17 protein-coding genes, 3 tRNA genes and 1 pseudogene are annotated in these 18,080 nt (G+C 69.5%); 12 read left to right on the forward strand and 9 right to left on the reverse strand.

Annotated features, from left to right (window positions below; translation table 11 throughout):
* Positions 1-266: 266 nt before the first annotated feature.
* Positions 267-542: a hypothetical protein gene (locus ABZ441_RS26160; RefSeq protein ID WP_358978470.1), complete on the forward strand. Its 276-nt coding sequence runs from the start codon at positions 267-269 to the stop codon at positions 540-542.
* Between the two features lie 99 nt (positions 543-641).
* On the opposite strand, the pseudogene ABZ441_RS26165 reads toward ABZ441_RS26160, so the two are convergent.
* From ABZ441_RS26165 to ABZ441_RS26185, 5 genes and pseudogenes are all read right to left on the reverse strand, one after another.
* A pseudogene (locus tag ABZ441_RS26165) lies at positions 642-749 on the reverse strand (DNA-binding response regulator); the annotation flags it as partial.
* A gap of 18 nt (positions 750-767) precedes the next feature.
* Positions 768-2,009: a sensor histidine kinase gene (locus ABZ441_RS26170; RefSeq protein WP_358978472.1), complete on the reverse strand. Its 1,242-nt coding sequence runs from the start codon at positions 2,007-2,009 to the stop codon at positions 768-770.
* A gap of 381 nt (positions 2,010-2,390) precedes the next feature.
* Positions 2,391-2,463: transfer RNA gene (locus ABZ441_RS26175), tRNA-Gly, on the reverse strand.
* 79 nt (positions 2,464-2,542) lie between these two features.
* Positions 2,543-2,614: transfer RNA gene (locus ABZ441_RS26180), tRNA-Gly, on the reverse strand.
* Between the two features lie 152 nt (positions 2,615-2,766).
* Positions 2,767-3,102 carry an Lsr2 family protein gene (locus tag ABZ441_RS26185; protein ID WP_358978474.1) on the reverse strand — a complete coding sequence of 112 codons (336 nt, stop codon included), beginning with the start codon at positions 3,100-3,102 and terminating at the stop codon, positions 2,767-2,769.
* Positions 3,103-3,489: 387 nt separating this feature from the next.
* Here ABZ441_RS26185 and purS point away from each other — a divergent pair, with 387 nt between their 5' ends.
* The 9 genes from purS to purM all read left to right on the forward strand — a co-directional run bounded on the left by purS (position 3,490) and on the right by purM (position 13,193).
* Positions 3,490-3,741 carry a phosphoribosylformylglycinamidine synthase subunit PurS gene (gene purS, locus ABZ441_RS26190; RefSeq protein WP_358978476.1) on the forward strand — a complete coding sequence of 84 codons (252 nt, stop codon included), beginning with the start codon at positions 3,490-3,492 and terminating at the stop codon, positions 3,739-3,741.
* The gene (gene purQ, locus ABZ441_RS26195) at positions 3,738-4,418 is read left to right on the forward strand and encodes a phosphoribosylformylglycinamidine synthase subunit PurQ (protein WP_358978478.1); all 681 of its coding nucleotides are present in this window, start codon (positions 3,738-3,740) and stop codon (positions 4,416-4,418) included. The genes purS and purQ overlap by 4 nt, the downstream gene beginning before the upstream one ends.
* Positions 4,415-6,664: a phosphoribosylformylglycinamidine synthase subunit PurL gene (purL, locus tag ABZ441_RS26200; protein ID WP_358978480.1), complete on the forward strand. Its 2,250-nt coding sequence runs from the start codon at positions 4,415-4,417 to the stop codon at positions 6,662-6,664. The genes purQ and purL overlap by 4 nt, the downstream gene beginning before the upstream one ends.
* Before the next feature lie 95 nt (positions 6,665-6,759).
* On the forward strand, positions 6,760-7,284 hold the full coding sequence (locus tag ABZ441_RS26205) for a helix-turn-helix domain-containing protein (protein WP_358978482.1): 525 nt from the start codon (positions 6,760-6,762) through the stop codon (positions 7,282-7,284).
* Between the two features lie 29 nt (positions 7,285-7,313).
* A complete protein-coding gene (locus ABZ441_RS26210; protein WP_358978484.1) occupies positions 7,314-8,138 on the forward strand; it encodes a M23 family metallopeptidase in 825 nt (274 codons plus the stop codon).
* Positions 8,139-8,294: 156 nt separating this feature from the next.
* A complete protein-coding gene (locus tag ABZ441_RS26215) occupies positions 8,295-9,092 on the forward strand; it encodes a sterol carrier family protein (RefSeq protein WP_358978486.1) in 798 nt (265 codons plus the stop codon).
* 31 nt (positions 9,093-9,123) lie between these two features.
* Positions 9,124-9,975 carry an META domain-containing protein gene (locus ABZ441_RS26220; RefSeq protein WP_358978488.1) on the forward strand — a complete coding sequence of 284 codons (852 nt, stop codon included), beginning with the start codon at positions 9,124-9,126 and terminating at the stop codon, positions 9,973-9,975.
* 557 nt (positions 9,976-10,532) lie between these two features.
* Entirely contained in the window at positions 10,533-12,059 is a 1,527-nt protein-coding gene (purF, locus tag ABZ441_RS26225; RefSeq protein WP_358978490.1) for an amidophosphoribosyltransferase, read from the forward strand.
* A 60-nt stretch (positions 12,060-12,119) separates the two neighbouring features.
* Positions 12,120-13,193 (forward strand): phosphoribosylformylglycinamidine cyclo-ligase, encoded by a 1,074-nt coding sequence (gene purM, locus ABZ441_RS26230; RefSeq protein ID WP_358978492.1) that lies wholly within the window; start codon positions 12,120-12,122, stop codon positions 13,191-13,193.
* Positions 13,194-13,339: 146 nt separating this feature from the next.
* Here the strand turns inward: purM and ABZ441_RS26235 are convergent, their stop codons facing one another.
* Together ABZ441_RS26235 and ABZ441_RS26240 are read right to left on the reverse strand one after the other, a co-directional pair.
* A complete protein-coding gene (locus ABZ441_RS26235) occupies positions 13,340-13,597 on the reverse strand; it encodes a DUF3073 domain-containing protein (RefSeq protein WP_031097368.1) in 258 nt (85 codons plus the stop codon).
* Positions 13,598-13,956: 359 nt separating this feature from the next.
* The gene (locus ABZ441_RS26240) at positions 13,957-15,057 is read right to left on the reverse strand and encodes a Glu/Leu/Phe/Val dehydrogenase dimerization domain-containing protein (RefSeq protein ID WP_358978495.1); all 1,101 of its coding nucleotides are present in this window, start codon (positions 15,055-15,057) and stop codon (positions 13,957-13,959) included.
* A 177-nt stretch (positions 15,058-15,234) separates the two neighbouring features.
* On the opposite strand from ABZ441_RS26240, the gene ABZ441_RS26245 reads away from it, so the two are divergent.
* Together ABZ441_RS26245 and bldC are read left to right on the forward strand one after the other, a co-directional pair.
* The gene (locus ABZ441_RS26245) at positions 15,235-16,074 is read left to right on the forward strand and encodes a hypothetical protein (protein ID WP_358978496.1); all 840 of its coding nucleotides are present in this window, start codon (positions 15,235-15,237) and stop codon (positions 16,072-16,074) included.
* A gap of 659 nt (positions 16,075-16,733) precedes the next feature.
* Positions 16,734-16,940, forward strand: a complete 207-nt coding sequence (bldC, locus tag ABZ441_RS26250) for a developmental transcriptional regulator BldC (RefSeq protein WP_003949541.1) — start codon at positions 16,734-16,736, stop codon at positions 16,938-16,940.
* Between the two features lie 558 nt (positions 16,941-17,498).
* Here the strand turns inward: bldC and ABZ441_RS26255 are convergent.
* Together ABZ441_RS26255 and ABZ441_RS26260 are read right to left on the reverse strand one after the other, a co-directional pair.
* Positions 17,499-17,846 (reverse strand): DUF6274 family protein, encoded by a 348-nt coding sequence (locus ABZ441_RS26255; protein WP_358978498.1) that lies wholly within the window; start codon positions 17,844-17,846, stop codon positions 17,499-17,501.
* Between the two features lie 138 nt (positions 17,847-17,984).
* Positions 17,985-18,059: transfer RNA gene (locus ABZ441_RS26260), tRNA-Asp, on the reverse strand.
* Between the last annotated feature and the right edge of the window lie 21 nt (positions 18,060-18,080).

The raw sequence follows: 18,080 nt of genomic DNA on the forward strand, positions 1-18,080 counted from the left end.
ACTGCCGCACGAGGGCTTTCGTCCTCCAGGCCCCTTCCTTCGGACCATCTGATCGTCGGTTGATCTGTGTCGTTGACTGACGTCAACCGCAGACGCCGCGGCAGCCGGGGCGGCAGGCCACCGGCCTTCGACCGGGACGCCGGGCATCTTCGCCTGGTCCAAGCGCTGACTCGAAGTCCCCTTGGGCGCAGAATGATCGCGTGCTTCCCCCTCGACTGCTGTGGAGCGATCCTCGCCCCATCCCCCGGTTCAACCGTCAGGAACCAGTGACCCTGATCGTCCGGGATCCCGATTTCCACGAGCCGACTGGCGAGGACGACTGCACGGTGTTCTCGTACTTCTGCCAGGCGCATGACCGCTTCTACCAACGCGAGGCTTGCGGGGAGGGACCACATCTCGTGGCTCTGCACTGTGAGGAGCACGGGCCCGAAAGCATGTGGCCTCAGCCGCACACGCTCCTGCTCCCCGAAGGGTTCGCACCTCCGCTCAGCAAGGCGCAACTCGGCTGGCTGCAAGCGGAGTGGGATGCCGCCACATCATGATCCGAAAGAGACGGCCCACTACTCCAGCCGCACTTCGTGATGGGGGCGTTGAGGCGGTGCGGGTTGGCTGTGGAAGGGCGGAGCCCTCCCCCGGGCTTCCGGGCGGGCGTGACTCGTCACGGTCATGGTCCGGCAGCCGGACGGTGCCGCCCGCAGTGATGTGGCGACCTTCACACCGCCCGCGCCCGGTGCCTCCGGGGCCAGGACGGGGGATCCGGCGCGGGCTCATCCGTTCGCAGGCGCGGCGGGTGAGGTGCTCTGCGGCGTGGGCAGCGGGACGTCCGCGGTCAGATGGAACCGCCCGTCGCCGGCCGGTCCCGCCTCCAGCGAACCACCGACCGCGGCCAGCCGTTCCCGGAGCCCGTGCAGCCCCGAACCGCCGCCGGTGGCCCCGGCCCGGACCGGCGTCACTCCGTCGTTCTCCACCACCAGCCGGATACCGTCCCCCACCGTCTCCAGCCTGATGTCACACCGCCGGGGATCGCCGTGCCGCAGCACGTTGGTGGCTGCCTCGCGCACCGCCCAGCCGAGCGCCGACTGCACCTGGGCGGGCAACCGTCCGCCGTCGCCGTGGACCGCACACTCGATGCCGGCCGCCCGCAGGACCCCCTGGGCCCCCAGCAGTTCCGTACGGAGATCGGCTTCCCGGTATCCCCGTACGACATCCCGGACCTCCTGCTGGGAGGTGCGGGCGATGCGCTGCACCTCGGCCATCTGGTCCATGGCCGAGGGCTTCCCGCGTTGGGCCAGCTCGACCGCCAGTTCGCTCTTCAGCGCGATCACCGCCAGATTCCGGCCCAGGACGTCGTGCATGTCCCGTCCGAACCGCAGTCGCTCCTCGGCGACCGCCAGCCGGGTTCTCACGTCCTGGGCTTCGCGGAGTTTCGACATCACGCCGAGGGTCCAGGCGGACATCCGCGCGGTCACGGCGAGCAGTCCGACGGCGAAGCCCACCCCGAGGAAGGTCTGGAGTGCGAAGGGCCCGCTTCCGCCGGCCAGTGAAGTGCCGCCGCTCACACCCACCGACAGGCAGGCCAGGGCCACGGAGGACACCCACATGGGCATGATCAGGACGAGCGAGGTCGTGAACGGCATGGCGGCCGCGGACAGGGCCACCGGCAGCTCGGGAAACTCCTCCGGTCCGGTGTACGCACCGAGTACGAGGAGGCCCGCGATGTTCGCGAGCATCAGAACGGCCCCGAGCGCGGGCAACGACCGGTCGACGCTTCCCTGCCCCAGGTAGGCCGCCAGGGACCGGGCCACCAGGGGGGTCGAAACGAATCCCTGGGCGATCGCCACCACGACCGTTCCGGCAATCAGCGCGAAAGGCGCGCCGGACTCCCGCACGGGCCCGGTCACCGACAGCAGCGCCTGGGGCACGACCGACATCCAGACCAGGGAGTGCAGGGTGCCGCGCGTATACAGATCGATCTTGTCGAAGCCGTTGCGACCCTTCCAGCGCCGCACCTGTGCCCCTACCCACACAGCACGCATCCCCCTCGGCCCCGTCGGAGCTCAGCCACTCGGATCCCGTCGGAACCACCGCTGCCCAGCAAACACCGGGAAAGTCGTCGGGGCCAACATCGTCGGCCCCGCTCCGGGCGCCTCACGGGCCGGCCGTGGTGACTCCGTCGGCCCCCGGACGGCGCGAAGAGCCCGCCGGGAGATGGGGAGAGGGAGTTCCGTAGAAGGAGATTCGGATCACCACTGTCCCGAGGCCGTCACCACCGCTCCGACGGAGCCGCGACGGCCGTTCCGGATTCTTTGCCGCTCATGAAGCGCGCCATGCGTCGATAACCGGAAACGCCAAAGGCCCTGGTCGATATCGACCAGGGCCTTTGAATCAAGAGCGGACGACCAGGTTCGAACTGGCGACCTCAACCTTGGCAAGGTTGCGCTCTACCAACTGAGCTACGTCCGCATTGCCACCACTCGGCTTTCACCGGTGGAGCGCTCACCACTCTACCTGATCCACTGAGTGATCCGGTAAGGCGGTGCAGAGCGGGTGACAGGAATTGCACACTGCGCCTTCCCCCTGGAAGGGGGATGTTCTACTACTGAACTACACCCGCACGCTGCTTCGGGCCCGGCTTTTCGGCCTTGCCCTTCGGCGTGCTCCAGACTCTAGCCGACCTGCAGGGGTGTTGTGCAAGTCGGCTCCCCGAGGTGTCCCACCGGGGGCCAGCCGGCGTTGGCCCGGAACGGAACATTCCGGGCACTGGCCTCAACTGGCCGCGTCGAACGCCTCGTAGACCTTCTTGGGGATCCGGCCGCGGGCCGGCACCTCCATGCGGTGCGAGCGGGCCCAGGCGCGCACGGCCGCGGGGTCCGGGGCGATCGACGTGTGGTGGTACGACACCGGAGCCCTGCCTCGCTTGCCGGTTTTTGTCTGCTTTCGGCCTGCCGCCACGTACGGGGCCAGTGCCTTACGCAGTTTCTTTGCATTGGCGGGATTCAGGTCGATCTCGTACGACTTACCGTCCAGGGAGAAGGTGACCGTTTCCGCCGCTTCTCCCCCGTCGATGTCGTCGGAGAGCGTGACCACGACGCGCTGAGCCACGGATATCGGTCCTTTCCTGCGGCACCGGCGCGGCTGACATGCACGGATGCCGGCCTTCCGGCGGCTGGGCGGATGCGGATCGACTGCTGTCGACCGTCCGGGGCAACCATGCTTTCCCGGGTATTCATTTGTACAGCGGTGAGGGCCGCATTGTGAAGCCCGGGCAATTGCATCCGCGTGTTGCCTCAGTGTGTCCTCGTGCAATCCGGGTGAAGATTTTTTCTTCCCAGGGCTTTTCACCGGCGTTCTTGCCTCCGATATCTGGCCGTGATCAGGTCGCGTTGATATCTACCCGCGTAGAATTTCTGGACGGGTACGCTGAGTGGACCCGCGGGGATCTGGGGAACCCCTCGGAGACACAGCCGCACCACACCACCGGGAGTGCCAGTGGCACGCGTCGTAGTCGACGTCATGCTCAAGCCGGAGATCCTCGACCCGCAGGGACAGGCTGTGCAGCGCGCACTGCCCCGTCTCGGCTTCGACGGAATCGCGGACGTTCGTCAGGGAAAGCGTTTCGAGCTCGAGGTCGAGGGGCCGGTCGACGATGCCGCCCTCGCCCGTATCAACGAGCTGGCCGAAACCTTCCTCGCCAACACCGTCATCGAGGACTTCACCGTCAAGGTGGAGGAGGGGAAGTGACCACCCGTATCGGCGTCGTCACTTTTCCCGGCACGCTCGACGACCAGGACAGCCTCCGGGCCGTGCGGATCGCCGGCGCCGAACCCGTATCCCTCTGGCACCGTGACAAGGACCTCCACCAGGTCGACGCGGTCATCCTGGCGGGCGGATTCAGTTACGGCGACTATCTGCGCGCCGGTGCCATCTCGCGTTTCTCGCCGGTGATGGAGACCGTCATCGAGCAGGCGAAGGCCGGCATGCCCGTTCTCGGCATCTGCAACGGATTCCAGATCCTGACCGAGGCGCACCTGCTGCCCGGCGCGATGCTGCGCAACAACCACCTCCACTTCATCTGCCGCGACCAGAAGCTGCGGGTGGAGAACGCGGAGACCGCCTGGACCTCGGACTACACCGCGGGTCAGGAGATCTCCGTACCGCTGAAGAACGTGGACGGCCGGTACACCGCCGACGAGCGCACGCTCGACGCGCTGGAGGCCGAGGGCCGCGTCGCCTTCCGCTACGCCGACGTCAACCCGAACGGTTCGCTGCGCGACATCGCGGGCATCACCAACGCCGCGGGCAACATCGTCGGTCTGATGCCGCACCCGGAGCACGCCGTCGAGCCGCTGATCGGCACCGGTCGCACCGACGGCCTGGGTTTCTTCACCTCGATCATCAAGAAGCTGGTCAACGCATGAGCCTGGACACGGTCAAGCACGCGGCCGAAACCCCGGACGCCGGACAGCCCTGGAAGGAGCTCGGCCTCAAGGAGGACGAGTACACCCGGATCCGCGAGATCCTGGGCCGCCGTCCCACCGGCGCCGAGCTCGCCATGTACTCCGTGATGTGGTCCGAGCACTGCTCCTACAAGAGCAGCAAGGTCCACCTCAAGCAGTTCGGCGAGAAGGTCCCCGAGAACGACGCGATGCTCGTCGGCATCGGCGAGAACGCCGGTGTCGTCGACGTCGGCCAGGGTTACGCGGTGACCTTCAAGGTCGAGTCGCACAACCACCCCTCGTACATCGAGCCCTACCAGGGTGCGGCCACCGGCGTCGGCGGCATCGTCCGCGACATCCTCGCCATGGGTGCGCGTCCGGTCGCGGTCGTGGACCCGCTGCGCTTCGGTGCGGCCGACCACCCCGACACCCGTCGGGTGCTGCCGGGCATCGTCGCGGGCATCGGCGGCTACGGGAACTGCCTCGGCCTGCCGAACATCGGCGGCGAGGTCGTCTTCGACTCCTGCTACCAGGGCAACCCGCTCGTCAACGCCGGCTGCATCGGCGTGATGAAGCACGAGGACATCCACCTGGCCCAGGCCTCCGGTCCCGGCAACAAGGTGATCCTCTACGGCGCCCGCACCGGCGGCGACGGTATCGGCGGCGTCTCCGTGCTGGCCTCGGAGACCTTCGACGACACCAAGCCCACCAAGCGCCCCGCCGTCCAGGTCGGCGACCCGTTCCAGGAGAAGCTCCTCATCGAGTGCACCCTGGAGATCTTCAAGGAGAAGCTCGTCGCGGGCATCCAGGACCTCGGCGGCGCCGGGCTCTCCTGTGCCACCTCCGAGCTGGCGTCCGCGGGTTCCGGCGGCATGCGCGTCGAGCTGGACACCGTGCCGCTGCGCGACTCCTCCCTCTCGCCCGAGGAAATCCTCATGAGCGAGTCGCAGGAGCGCATGTGCGCGATTGTCGAGCCGCAGCACGTGGACCGTTTCATGGAGATCTGCGAGAAGTGGGACGTCATCGCCACCGTCATCGGTGAGGTGACGGAGGGTTCGCAGCTGGAGATCTTCTGGCACGGCGAGCAGATCGTGGACGTCCCGCCGCGCTCCGTGGCCCACGAGGGCCCGACCTACCACCGGCCGTTCGCGCGGCCCTCCTGGCAGGACGCGCTGCAGGCCGACGACGCCGGCAAGCTGGCCCGCCCGGCGAACGGCGCGGAGCTGCGCGAGCAGGTCCTCGCCCTGGTCGCCTCCCCGAACCAGGCCTCCAAGTCCTGGATCACCGATCAGTACGACCGTTTCGTGCAGGGCAACACCGTGCTGGCGATGCCCGAGGATGCCGGCATGGTCCGGATCGACGAGAAGTCGAATCTGGGCGTGGCCATGGCGACGGACGGCAACGGCCGCTACGCGAAGCTCGACCCCTACACGGGCGCACAGCTCGCGCTGGCGGAGTCGTACCGCAACGTCGCCGCGTCCGGTGCCAAGCCGCTCGCCATCTCGGACTGCCTGAACTTCGGTTCGCCCGAGGACCCGGACGTCATGTGGCAGTTCGCCGAGGCCACCCGTGGTCTCGCCGACGGCTGCCTGGAGCTGGGGACCCCGGTCACCGGCGGCAACGTGTCGCTGTACAACCAGACCGGTGAGACGGCGATCCACCCGACGCCGGTCGTGGCCGTCCTCGGCGTGATCGACGACGTGACCCGGCGTACGCCTGTCGCTTTCGCCGAAGAGGGCCAGCTGCTCTACCTGCTGGGTGACACGAACGAGGAGTTCGGGGGCTCGGCCTGGTCCGAGGTAGTCCACCAGCACCTCGGCGGCCTGCCGCCGAAGGTCGACCTGGGCCGCGAGAAGCTGCTCGGCGAGATCCTGATCTCGGGCTCCCGCGACGGCATGATCGACGCGGCGCACGACCTGTCCGACGGCGGTCTGATCCAGGCGGTCACCGAGTCCTGCCTGCGCGGCGGGAAGGGTGCCCGGCTGGTCGTGCCGGACGGTCTGGACGCGTTCACCTTCCTGTTCTCGGAGTCGGCGGGGCGCGCGGTCGTCTCGATTCCGCGCAGCGAGGAGCTCCGCTTCACCGACATGTGCGGTGCACGGGGTCTGCCCGTGGCCCGGATCGGTGTCGTGGACGGCGACGAGATCGAGATCCAGGGCGAGTTCAGCATCCCGCTGAGCGAGTTGCGGACGGCGCACGAGGGGACCCTCGAGGGTCTGTTCGCCTAGGTTCTGCCTGTTCCGAAGCCCCCGTCCGGGTCGACCGGACGGGGGCTTCGGCGTTCCCCTTGATAGAAATTACGTAACTACGTAAGGTTGTGACTATGGGGCTCGAGGAACGCGTCGCCGAGCTGGAACGTCGGCTGGCGGTGCTGGAGCGGGCTGCGGACAGTGCGTCGCCCGCTCTCGGTGACGGTGACTTCTGGGCGCTGGACGGGCTGAAGGACCAGCTCGAACAGGTCGGGGACGCCGCAGCCGACGGTGGGGTGCTGTTCACGGGTGCGGTGAAGCTGCCGGCCGGTGAGCGGTACGAGTGGCAGTACGGCGCGCTCACCGCGGGGCTCCTGGGTTCCGGCGACGACCGCCCCGACTGGGCGGAAGCCGCCGAACCCCTGGCCGCACTCGGCCACCCCGTCCGGCTGCGGCTGCTGCGCGAGATCCTCGGAGGCCGGCGCACGGCGGCCGAGCTGGCCGAGCTGGACGAGACGGGCACGACCGGTCAGATCTACCACCACCTGCGCATGCTGACCGCTGCGGGCTGGCTGCACACGACGGGCCGCGGGCGCTACGAGGTGCCCGGCACCCGGGTCGTGCCGCTGCTGGTGGTCCTCACGGCCGCCCGGCCGTGAGACCCGCACGCCGAAATCGAGGGGGCCCCATGCCCGTACGCAAAGCAGCGATGCTCCTCCACCGCTGCTGCTGGCTCGCGTTCGTGGCACTGGTGCTGGTCGACGTCCTCGCCGAGCCACTGGTCCCGTTCGGGCTGATCTTCGTACCCGCGGTGGCCGCGATCCTCATCGGCGTCCTGGTGGGCCGCCGGAGTCCTGAGGGCCTGGCGAAGGGCCGGCCGGCGGTCGAGGTGGGGCCGCCGGTGACCGGGCGCTGGACCGCGCTCAACAGCCCGGCCGACAAGGTGCCCAGCCACGGCACCCACGGCTACGGGCAGACGTACGCGATCGACGTCGTCGCCGAGCCCGTGGCAGGGGGCCGCCCGCCCTTCCGGTGGCTGTGGCCGGTGGCCCGGCCCAACCGCGACTTCCCGGCCTTCGACGCCCCGTTGATCGCCGTGGCGGACGGGACCGTGGTGCACGCGAGCGGCGGTCAGCGCGATCACCTCAGCCGCACCTCCGGTCCGGCGCTGGCGTATCTGATGCTGGTCGAGGCCTTCGTGCGCGACGTGGCCGGCGCCCGCAGGATCGTCGGCAACCACATCGTGCTCGACCTCGGCGACGGGACGTACGCCGCGTACGCACATCTCCGCCGAGGCTCCCTCCGGGTGGAAGCGGGGGACACGGTCCGGGAGGGACAGGCGCTCGCCCGCTGCGGGAACTCCGGCAACTCCACCGAGCCGCACGTGCACTTCCAGCTGATGGACCATCCGGACTTCGACGTGGCGCGCGGCATCCCCTTCACCTGGCGGGGCGTCGGTGTACCGGCCAACGGTGAGGCGTTCACGTCCGAGGGGGCTGTCGGTCCCGGCTGACGGCCCGGCGATCGTCGAAGGCGGGGCCGCTGCGGGGGAGCGCGGAGCGCCCTCGGCAGGCGCGGTGCGTGCGAGCCGTCCCGGGCGCCCGGCCAGGTGCCGGGGCCGGCGGTACGCGCGCGGGCACTGTCGGACCCGCCGGTTAGTCTCGCCCCTATGCCACCGGCCAGGAAGCGCCCCCGCGCCTACGACGTCTCCCGGACCAGGACCGCGGTCCTGGCCCAGTTCGCCCACGTACAGGCCGTCGTCCGTACCTTGACGCCCGAGCAGCTCGCCCTGCCCGGGCCGGGGGAGCGGACCGCGCGGGACCTCGCGGCGCACCTGGCGACGGAGCTTGAGCGGGTCAGCCGGGAGCTGGAGCTGCCGGAGCCGCCCGGCCCCAAGCCTCAGCTCACCCTGCTGGAGTGGCCGTTCTCCGCAACGGCGGGGGCGAAGGGGGTCGCGGACGACGCCAGGGCCCTGGCAGCCGCCCGCCCCGACCTCGGCGCGCTGTACGCGGAGACGGCGGCCCGCTTCACGGCACTGGTGCCCGCCGGCGCCGGTGACCGGCTGGTGACGACCGGGGCGGGGACGATGCGGCTGGGTGACTTCCTGGTCACCCGTGCCGTCGCGCTCGTCGTCCACACCGACGACCTCCACCGGGCGACCGGTCTGGACATCCCGTACGACCGGCAGGCGCTGGCGGCCTGCACCCGCCTGCTGGCCGACGCCCTCGCGGAGAAGGCTCCCGGAGGCTCCGTGGAGGTGCGCGTCCCGCCCTTCGCCGTCGTCCAGTGCATCGGTGGTCCCAAGCACACCCGGGGTACGCCACCCAACGTCGTGGAGACCGACCCGCTCACCTGGATCCGGCTGGCCACCGGTCGTACGCAGTGGACGCAGGCGCTGGAAGCGGCGCAGGTCAGCGCCAGCGGTGAGCGGGCCGACCTCGCCCCGCTGCTCCCTCTGACGGGCTGAGGGGAACCGGATCGACCGGTCGGCCCGTCACATGGCCATGTACAAACAACGTATGGCTGTCAGCGTCCTGGCCCTCTTCACCCTCGCCGCCTGCGGTACGGAATCGGGCTCCGGATCAGGATCAGGATCAGGATCAGGATCCGGAGACGGCAGCGGCACCGTGCGGACGGACGTGCCCCTCAGTGGCGTCCACTGGAGCGTGTCCTCCCTGACCGTCGGCGGGAAGAAGACGACCGCTCCCGCCGGCGCACACGTCTCCATCGACTCCGCGGGGAAGGCCACGGGCAATCTGGGCTGCAACCGCTTCACCGCCGACGTCCGTCTCGACGGCGACAAGGTCACCGTCGGACAGAACACGTCCACCGGGATGGCGTGCGCGAAGGACGTCCAGGAGTTCGAGAACGCGATGGGCGAGGCATTCCGCGGCGAACTGAAGGCCGCCGTGGCGGGCCGGAGCGAGGAGAAGGCCCTGACCCTGACCACCGCAGAGGGTGATTCCATCGCCTTCACCGCCGAGCCCCCGGCCCCGCTCACCGGCACCAGCTGGAAGGTCACCGGGCTCCTGTCCGGCAACACCGCCTCCTCCCTTCCCGCCGGCACGGAGGACAAGGCGCATCTCACCTTCGCCAAGGACGGCTCGGTGGAGGGAAACCTCGGCTGCAACTCCTTCCACGGCAAGGCGACGGTCTCGGGCTCGACGCTCACCTTCGGGCCGCTCGTCTCCACCCGGAAGATGTGCGCGGGCCCCGAGATGGAGCTGGAGCGCGCACTTCTCGGTGTGCTGGAGGGGAAGACGACGTACGAGATCGATCACCGCTCCCTGTCGATCGAGGCCGCCGACGGCAAGGTGCTCGACGCCTCCGCCCCTGCGGCCGAGGGCTGACCCGCCAGGGCACGACCTTGCCGGTCAGGGGGGCCGCCGCCGGGATCCGGAAGGGCACGGTGGATGGCTCCTGCGCCCCGGTCCCGTCCGCGATGCCCCGGTCCATCCGCTGTGCCCCGGTCCGGTCGTCGGTCTTCCCCGGGGCCGGACCGGGGCCGGACCGGGGCGGCGGTCTGCCCGAACCGCCCGTCGCGGACCCTCCTGAGTGCTCACGCGCCCCCGGGCCGGAGTCTCCCGGTGTGAGGCTCGCCACGGAACGAGTGCTCTGCCGACGCCTGCCACGGCGGCCGTGGTGGCTGACCGAGTGCCACGAGTGGAGCGATCCCGGCGATGCGCCGCACCGTTGCCCGACCGGTCGGTAACCAGCGCCCATCCCTTGCGTCGGCCGCCCGAGGCGCCTTCCCGGGCGGGACGGTGAAGCGGTCGCGGTGACACCGAGTGACTGCCTGGTGTCGGCCCGGACCCTCATGGGGAAGTGCCCCGTCGCCCCCTCACCGGCGCCTGCGGGGCGGTCCCCCAATTCGGACCGGTGGTCGATCTCGCCTACACTCGGTGGCGTGCCTCGTGGTGATGGACGACTCAACCACGACCTGCTCCCCGGAGAAAAGGGCCCCCAGGACGCTTGCGGCGTCTTCGGTGTCTGGGCTCCGGGCGAAGAGGTCGCCAAGCTCACCTATTTCGGACTGTATGCCCTGCAGCACCGTGGACAGGAGTCCGCGGGCATCGCAGTGAGCAACGGGTCCCAGATCCTGGTCTTCAAGGACATGGGACTGGTCTCGCAGGTCTTCGACGAAACGTCTCTGGGATCCCTCCAGGGCCATATCGCGGTCGGTCATGCCCGCTACTCCACCACCGGTGCCTCGGTGTGGGAGAACGCGCAGCCGACGTTCCGTGCCACCGCGCACGGCTCGATCGCCCTGGGTCACAACGGCAACCTGGTCAACACGGCCCGGCTCGCCGAGATGGTCGCCGACCTTCCTCGCAGGGACGGTCGTGCCACCCAGGTCGCGGCGACGAACGACACCGACCTGGTGACCGCGCTGCTCGCCGGCCAGAGAGATGACGACGACAAGCCGCTCACCATCGAGGAGGCCGCCGCGAAGGTGCTCCCCGAGGTCAAGGGCGCCTTCTCGCTGGTCTTCATGGACGAGCACACCCTCTACGCCGCCCGTGACCCGCAGGGCATCCGCCCCCTGGTCCTCGGCCGGCTGGAGCGTGGCTGGGTGGTGGCCTCCGAGTCCGCCGCCCTCGACATCTGCGGTGCCAGCTTCGTCCGCGAGATCGAGCCGGGCGAGCTCGTCGCCATCGACGAGAACGGCCTGCGCACCTCGCGCTTCGCAGAAGCGAAGCCCAAGGGCTGTGTCTTCGAGTACGTCTACCTGGCCCGCCCCGACACCGACATCGCGGGACGGAACGTCTACCTCTCCCGGGTGGAGATGGGGCGGAAGCTGGCGGCCGAGGCACCCGCCGAGGCGGATCTGGTCATAGCGACGCCGGAATCGGGAACCCCCGCGGCCATCGGCTACGCCGAGGCGAGCGGAATTCCGTTCGGGGCCGGCCTCGTCAAGAACGCCTACGTCGGCCGGACGTTCATCCAGCCTTCGCAGACCATCCGTCAGCTGGGTATCCGGCTCAAGCTCAACCCGCTCAAGGAAGTCATCAAGGGCAAGCGCCTGGTGGTCGTCGACGACTCGATCGTCCGTGGCAACACACAGCGGGCCCTGGTGCGGATGCTCCGTGAGGCGGGTGCCGCCGAGATCCACATCCGGATCTCCTCCCCGCCCGTGAAGTGGCCGTGCTTCTTCGGCATCGACTTCGCGACGCGCGCCGAGCTGATCGCCAACGGCATGTCGGTCGACGAGATCGCCACCTCCATGGGTGCCGACTCGCTGTCCTACATCTCGATCGACTCGATGATCGAGGCCACCACGATCGACAAGCCGAACCTCTGCCGCGCCTGTTTCGACGGTGAATACCCGATGGAGCTGCCGGACCCGGAACTGCTCGGCAAGCAGCTGCTGGAGACCGAGCTGGCCGCCGGGCCCGCCGCGACGGCGGCGGCCGACGCGCTGCGTCGTCCGTGACCCGGACCGGCCCGCGCACTCCCCTCCAGCCCCGTATTCCGACACGAAAGATCCCGGGCAATGTCTGAGACAACTGGTGCTTCCTACGCTGCGGCGGGCGTCGACATCGAAGCCGGTGACCGCGCCGTCGAGCTGATGAAGGAGTGGGTGAAGAAGACGCAGCGCCCCGAGGTGGCGGGCCTCGGCGGCCTCGGCGGATTCGCCGGCCTCTTCGACGCCTCGGCGTTTCTGCGCTACGAGCGCCCGCTGCTCGCCTCCGCCACCGACGGCGTCGGCACGAAGGTCGATCTGGCCCGGAAGATGGGCGTGTACGACACCATCGGCCACGACCTCGTCGGCATGGTCGTCGACGACCTGGTCGTCTGCGGTGCCGAGCCGCTGTTCATGACCGACTACATCTGTGTCGGCAAGGTGCATCCCGAGCGTGTCGCGGCCATCGTGAAGGGCATCGCCGAGGGCTGCGTCCTGGCCGGGTGCGCCCTGGTCGGCGGCGAGACGGCCGAGCACCCGGGGCTGCTGGGCCCGGACGACTTCGACGTCGCGGGTGCCGGTACGGGTGTGGTCGAGGCGGACCGCCTGCTGGGCCCGGACCGTATCCGTAAGGGGGACGCCGTGATCGCGATGGCGTCGTCCGGACTTCACTCGAACGGGTACTCGCTCGTGCGCCACGTGGTCTTCGACCGGGCCGGCTGGACCCTGGACCGTCAGGTCGAGGAGTTCGGCAGGACGCTCGGCGAGGAGCTCCTGGAGCCGACCAGGATCTACTCCCTGGACTGCCTGGCGCTGACCCGTACGACCGAGGTGCATGCCTTCAGCCACGTCACCGGCGGCGGCCTGGCCAACAACCTGGCCCGGGTGATCCCGGACGCGCTGCACGCCACGGTCGACCGCTCCACCTGGGCGCCCGGCGCCGTCTTCGACCTGGTCGGCAAGGCCGGGCAGGTCGAGCGGCTGGAGCTCGAGAAGACGCTCAACATGGGTGTCGGCATGATCGCGGTCGTGCCTGCCGACTCGGTGGACGCGGCTCTGACGACGCTGGCCGACCGGGGTGTCGACTCCTGGGTCGCCGGCGAGATCACCGAGCGCGGAGATCACGCCACGGGTGCCGAACTGACGGGCAACTACGCGCGGTAGGACGTCGTGACCGTCGGTCCGGCGCACCACCGGACCGACGGGCCGCTCCACCTCGCGGATCGACTGCGGGCACGCTCCGTCCGTGCCGGGACAGCACAGAACCCGGTCCGGGCAAGCCCGGACCGGGTTCATGTGTCAGCGCGAGGTCAAGCGCCGCGGCGCTGTGACGACGGACCGGACTGGCCGTCCTCGTCCGCGTCCTCGTCGTCGTTGTACAGATCCGCGTACTGTGCGTACGGGTCATCTTCCTCGTCGTCGTCCTCGAACGGCTCGGCGTTCGGTGGTTGACTCGAAGGCGATGCGCCCAGCTCATTGGCCAGACGCGACAGGTCGGTCCCGCCGCTGCTGTACTTCAGCTGGCGGGCGACCTTTGTCTGCTTGGCCTTTGCCCGGCCGCGCCCCATGGCTCGACCCCCTCGGTGACGGGGCTCGACGGCCCCAGAGTCTTGACACGCGTTCATGTTTCGGGACGGACTCTCAGCAGAGAGACCGCGCCCGTGGCTTTAACCGTACCTGCTTCCTCGGCCATACGGTACGCCGCCCACACCACGCGCCTTTGCGCAGGACCGTGGAGGAGCCCGTCCTCCCTGGTCACACACGACTTTAACCTCTTGCGGACGGCCGACCCGCCGACCGGAGTGAGTCTTGTCTCCCCGGTCCCCACGAGGCCCTTCGGCCGCCTTCCCGACCCCCTGGGGCGGGGCCTCCGTCACCGGGCTCACCGCACAGCCCGGTGACGGGCGCCGGTCCCTGCGGTGACGCGTCAGTGACGGCGGGCGTCCGCCATCCGCTGTTCCGCGATCCGGTCGGCCGCCGCAGCCGGCGGGATCCCATCTGCCTTCGCACGTGCGAATATGGCCAGCGTGGTGTCGAAGATCCGGGTGGCTTTGGCCTTGCACCGGTCGAAGTCGAAACCGTGCAGCTCGTCGGCGACCTGGATCACGCCACCCGCGTTCACCACGTAGTCCGGGGCGTACAGGATCGACCGGTCGGCCAGGTCCTTCTCGACGCCCGTGTGCGCGAGCTGGTTGTTGGCCGCGCCGCAGACCACCTTGGCGGTGAGCGCGGGAACGCTCTCGTCGTTCAGAGCGCCGCCGAGCGCGCACGGGGCGTAGATGTCGAGCCCCTCGGTGCGGATCAGCGCGTCCGTGTCGACCGCCACCGAGATCTCGGGGTGCAGATCGGTGATCGCGCGTACGGACTCCTCGCGCACATCCGTCACGACGACTTCGGCGCCGTCGCTCAGCAGGTGCTCCACCAGGTGGCGGCCGACCTTGCCGACGCCCGCGACCCCCACCTTGCGGCCGCGCAGCGTGGGGTCGCCCCACAGGTGCTGCGCCGAGGCCCTCATGCCCTGGAAGACACCGAAGGAGGTGAGGACGGAGGAGTCTCCCGCGCCGCCGTTCTCGGGTGAGCGGCCGGTGGTCCAGCGGCACTCCCGGGCGACGACGTCCATGTCGGCGACGTAGGTACCGACATCACAGGCGGTCACGTAGCGCCCGCCCAGGGAGGCGACGAACCGCCCGTAGGCCAGGAGCAGTTCCTCGGACTTGATCCGGTCCGGATCGCCGATGATGACGGCCTTGCCGCCACCGTGGTCGAGGCCGGCCAGGGCGTTCTTGTACGACATGCCGCGCGACAGGTTCAGCGCGTCCGCGACCGCCTCCTCCTCGGAGGCGTACGGATAGAAGCGGGTTCCGCCGAGGGCCGGGCCCAGGGCGGTGGAGTGGAGGGCGATGACGGCCTTGAGGCCGCTGGCGCGGTCCTGGCAGATCACGACCTGCTCGTGGCCACCCTGATCCGAGTGGAACAGGGTGTGCAGTACGTCTACGGGTGCGACAGGTACGCCGGTCACATCGGTCACTGTGGTGACTCCCAAGTACGAAGCGGCGGAGAACCCTCCTGAAGGTGGGGAGGGTCCCGGACGGCCCGGCACCGGCCGGTCCGACTGGGCAAGAGCGTAAGTCCTCGTGACACGTGGATCTGTTCCCCCGACCGGGATCACCCCCCTGTGGAGTACCGGCGTGACACGATCTGCCGCATGTCGGTGGTGTCTTCGGTGCTCGTCCCTTACGCGTCCTACCTGCGGGTGTACGAACCGCTCGCCGCCTTCCGCGAACCCGAGCGGGGGCACTGGGCGCGTTACGCGCAGCGCTCCGAGCTCCCCACGGCCCAGGACGAACTGCGTCGCTCGCTGGCGGACCTGGTTCCGACCCCTCCGGTGGCGGTGCCGGTGCACGAGAGTGCCGACGCCTTCGTCGCCCTGGTCGACGGGGTGGTCTGCGTCTGTCCGTGGCGGACCCGGATGCGGGGCTGGCTGGCCATGAGCGAACTGGGGGGTCTGTTTCCGGCCACCGTGCTGGACGCGGTGCTGCCGCCGGTGGTGCGGGGTCAGGCGGCGGCGGATCACGAGCGGTGGGCCGAGCGGAATCCGGACGCCCGGCCCTGGATCCGGACCACGGTGTGGCATGTGCCGGTGCGCTGGTTCGTCCTGTTCGCCGACGAGGAGCGGGAGTACGTCGCCGGTGCCGGCGGGGGCCGGCTGCTGCGCTACCGCACCCCGATGGTGCAGGCCAGACGACGGCTGGCGAGGGCGCTGCGGACGCTGCGGGAGACCGTCGACGAAGGCCCGCTGACCGAGGGGCTCGTCGAGGTGGGGCGCTGGCTGGAGGAGTTCCATCCGCGCGGCATGGTCGAGCTGGACTACGGCGGTCTGGTCCACGCGCTGAGCGGCGAGCAGCTAGCCGCGGACCGGTCGGCCGCGGACGTGGCCGCGGGCATCGAGGCGCTGCGCTCCGGTGACAGCGACGCGGCGGGCGTCGCGTACGGGCGCCTCGCCGACCGCTGGCGCGCGGTGCGTGACCTACAATCCTCCAACTAGCCCGAATCGGTGTGAATTGGAGCGCACCCTCGCATAGAGGAGCTTTCGCGAGGGAAGAGACATCCTGTGAGGTGTCCGACATCTGGAGGCACCGAGAGGGCCGGCGGGGGTGAACGGGGATGTCCTGAGAGGACTTGACGGGCCGTGAACCCGCGCCGGATGTGATGCGTGTGACATGTGGGGCAGGATGCCGCTCGCGAGGGCCGGGACCTACGTCCCGAACCGGGCCTTTGCCTCAAGCGTGACGGACAGCACTTACGGGGCCCTTGCGCCCTTCCCTACTCCTCATGCCAAAATAGGACAAGGAGTTCGGGGAGGACTCTGTCCACCCAACTATGGGTGGAATGCTCAGCATTGCTCGCTATGGGGGGTCTGATGACTTCTGATGACTCCTGGTTGTCCTGTGACTGATCGTTACTGACGGGTGACTGTCCGCTATGGCATGGTCCATCGGCTTCCGTCGCTGATGAACACCTGGGAGGGCAATTCCATCGGTTTGGCCGACGTGGCTGGACTGATGGTGTAGTTGTAGTGCCGAGGACAAGCCGTTCGTCCTATAACCGACTCGGCCTGCGTCCGCCATTCCGGGCAACGCGGGTCAAGGTGCAGAATTTAGAGGAAAGAACCGAGATTGTTCGGTTCTCCCGAGGAGGCCGCTCATGACCGCTCGCACCCCTGATGCCGAGCCGCTGCTGACCCCGGCTGAGGTTGCCACGATGTTCCGCGTGGACCCGAAGACGGTCACTCGCTGGGCAAAGGCGGGCAAGCTCACGTCCATCCGCACGCTCGGTGGACATCGCCGGTACCGCGAGGCAGAGGTCCGCGCACTGCTTGCGGGTATTCCGCAGCAGCGCAGCGAGGCCTGACACACCCCTGTCGCCGCAGCCACAACAGGGCACTGGTGGGCCCCCCAACCCCCGGTGGTCCCACTCATAGCACCACGCGACGGGCGCCCGCCCCAACGGGCGCCGAACCTGTGACATGCGGGTACGTCGTTCGATCGCGTTGGACTCCGCCGGGTCCAGCGCGATCTTTTTTGTGTCCGGGCGGGCCCGGCGGGCGTTCCCGGGGCGCCTTCGGGGGTGCCTCCGTCGGCGTGCTCCGAGGTGCCCGCGGGTGCCCGAATGGCCTGATCGACTGTCTGAACCTGCCGACGGGTCGGTTTGTGCGAAGCCGAAGCATGACGGTGTGCGGCCCTGTTCGGGGCTGTTCGCCCGGGTCCCGGGTGTCGTGGGCCGGCTCGGGTGGAACGGTCCGGGATGTGCTTCCGGGGCAGTGCAATTGCACATATTAAATTCGCCAGTTGTAGGGAGTGCGTAAGATCCCCCGTGCGGAAAACTGTTTCCGTGACTCCCGTCACACCGGTGAACCCTTGCCAACTACGAGCCTGCCACTGTGCGGGGGCGGCCGGCTGCAGCAGATGGTCATGTCGCGGGAGGACTTTCGTCCCCGGGGTGACCGTGCGGGTGGTCGCGGGCACCGTCCGCGCCGGCCTCGTCGCCGGCCGCTGTGGGCCCAGCCGCACGGTGTGACGCCCCGGCGTCCCGCGCGGGGGCGTCGGGGGCGGTCTCGGGGGTCGGCTGCGGCTCGCTCGACCCGCCGGTGCCCGTGGGTGCGTACGGCGCCTGTGGGGCCGTCAGGGGCTCCATCGCGAGCCGCAGCAGGCGATGGCAGATCGGACAGTTCGGTGTGAGGTGGCGGTAGCCGGACGCGGCCGCCAGATGGGCGCGCAGCAGCGCGCGGGTCTCGTGCCTTTCCGTGGGCGCAGGCATGTGTGCGGCCTCCCGGTGGACCCGGCCGCCCCGCGAGGGAACAGGGACGGACTCCGTCCTACGGGGTTACCCGCGGCGGGAGCGGGAGTCAAGACGCACGGAAGCCCGGATCCAGAGGATCCGGGCTTCCGTCTACTGCGGTCCTGACGGGATTTGAACCCGCGGCCTCCACCTTGACAGGGTGGCGAGCACTCCAAACTGCTCCACAGGACCTTGTTTTCGCTGCCTGCCTTG

It is taken from the genome of Streptomyces sp. NPDC005752 (assembly GCF_040630715.1).
Classification (GTDB): Bacteria; Actinomycetota; Actinomycetes; order Streptomycetales; family Streptomycetaceae; genus Streptomyces.

Coding starts and splice junctions, on each gene's coding strand:
- purL (WP_358978480.1), top strand. CDS start 4,415: ATGAGCCTGGACACGGTCAAGCACGCGGCCGAAACCCCGGACGCCGGA.
- ABZ441_RS26205 (WP_358978482.1), top strand. CDS start 6,760: ATGGGGCTCGAGGAACGCGTCGCCGAGCTGGAACGTCGGCTGGCGGTG.
- ABZ441_RS26210 (WP_358978484.1), top strand. CDS start 7,314: ATGCCCGTACGCAAAGCAGCGATGCTCCTCCACCGCTGCTGCTGGCTC.
- ABZ441_RS26215 (WP_358978486.1), top strand. CDS start 8,295: ATGCCACCGGCCAGGAAGCGCCCCCGCGCCTACGACGTCTCCCGGACC.
- ABZ441_RS26220 (WP_358978488.1), top strand. CDS start 9,124: ATGGCCATGTACAAACAACGTATGGCTGTCAGCGTCCTGGCCCTCTTC.
- purM (WP_358978492.1), top strand. CDS start 12,120: ATGTCTGAGACAACTGGTGCTTCCTACGCTGCGGCGGGCGTCGACATC.
- ABZ441_RS26235 (WP_031097368.1), bottom strand. CDS start 13,597: ATGGGGCGCGGCCGGGCAAAGGCCAAGCAGACAAAGGTCGCCCGCCAG.
- ABZ441_RS26245 (WP_358978496.1), top strand. CDS start 15,235: ATGTCGGTGGTGTCTTCGGTGCTCGTCCCTTACGCGTCCTACCTGCGG.
- bldC (WP_003949541.1), top strand. CDS start 16,734: ATGACCGCTCGCACCCCTGATGCCGAGCCGCTGCTGACCCCGGCTGAG.
- ABZ441_RS26255 (WP_358978498.1), bottom strand. CDS start 17,846: ATGCCTGCGCCCACGGAAAGGCACGAGACCCGCGCGCTGCTGCGCGCC.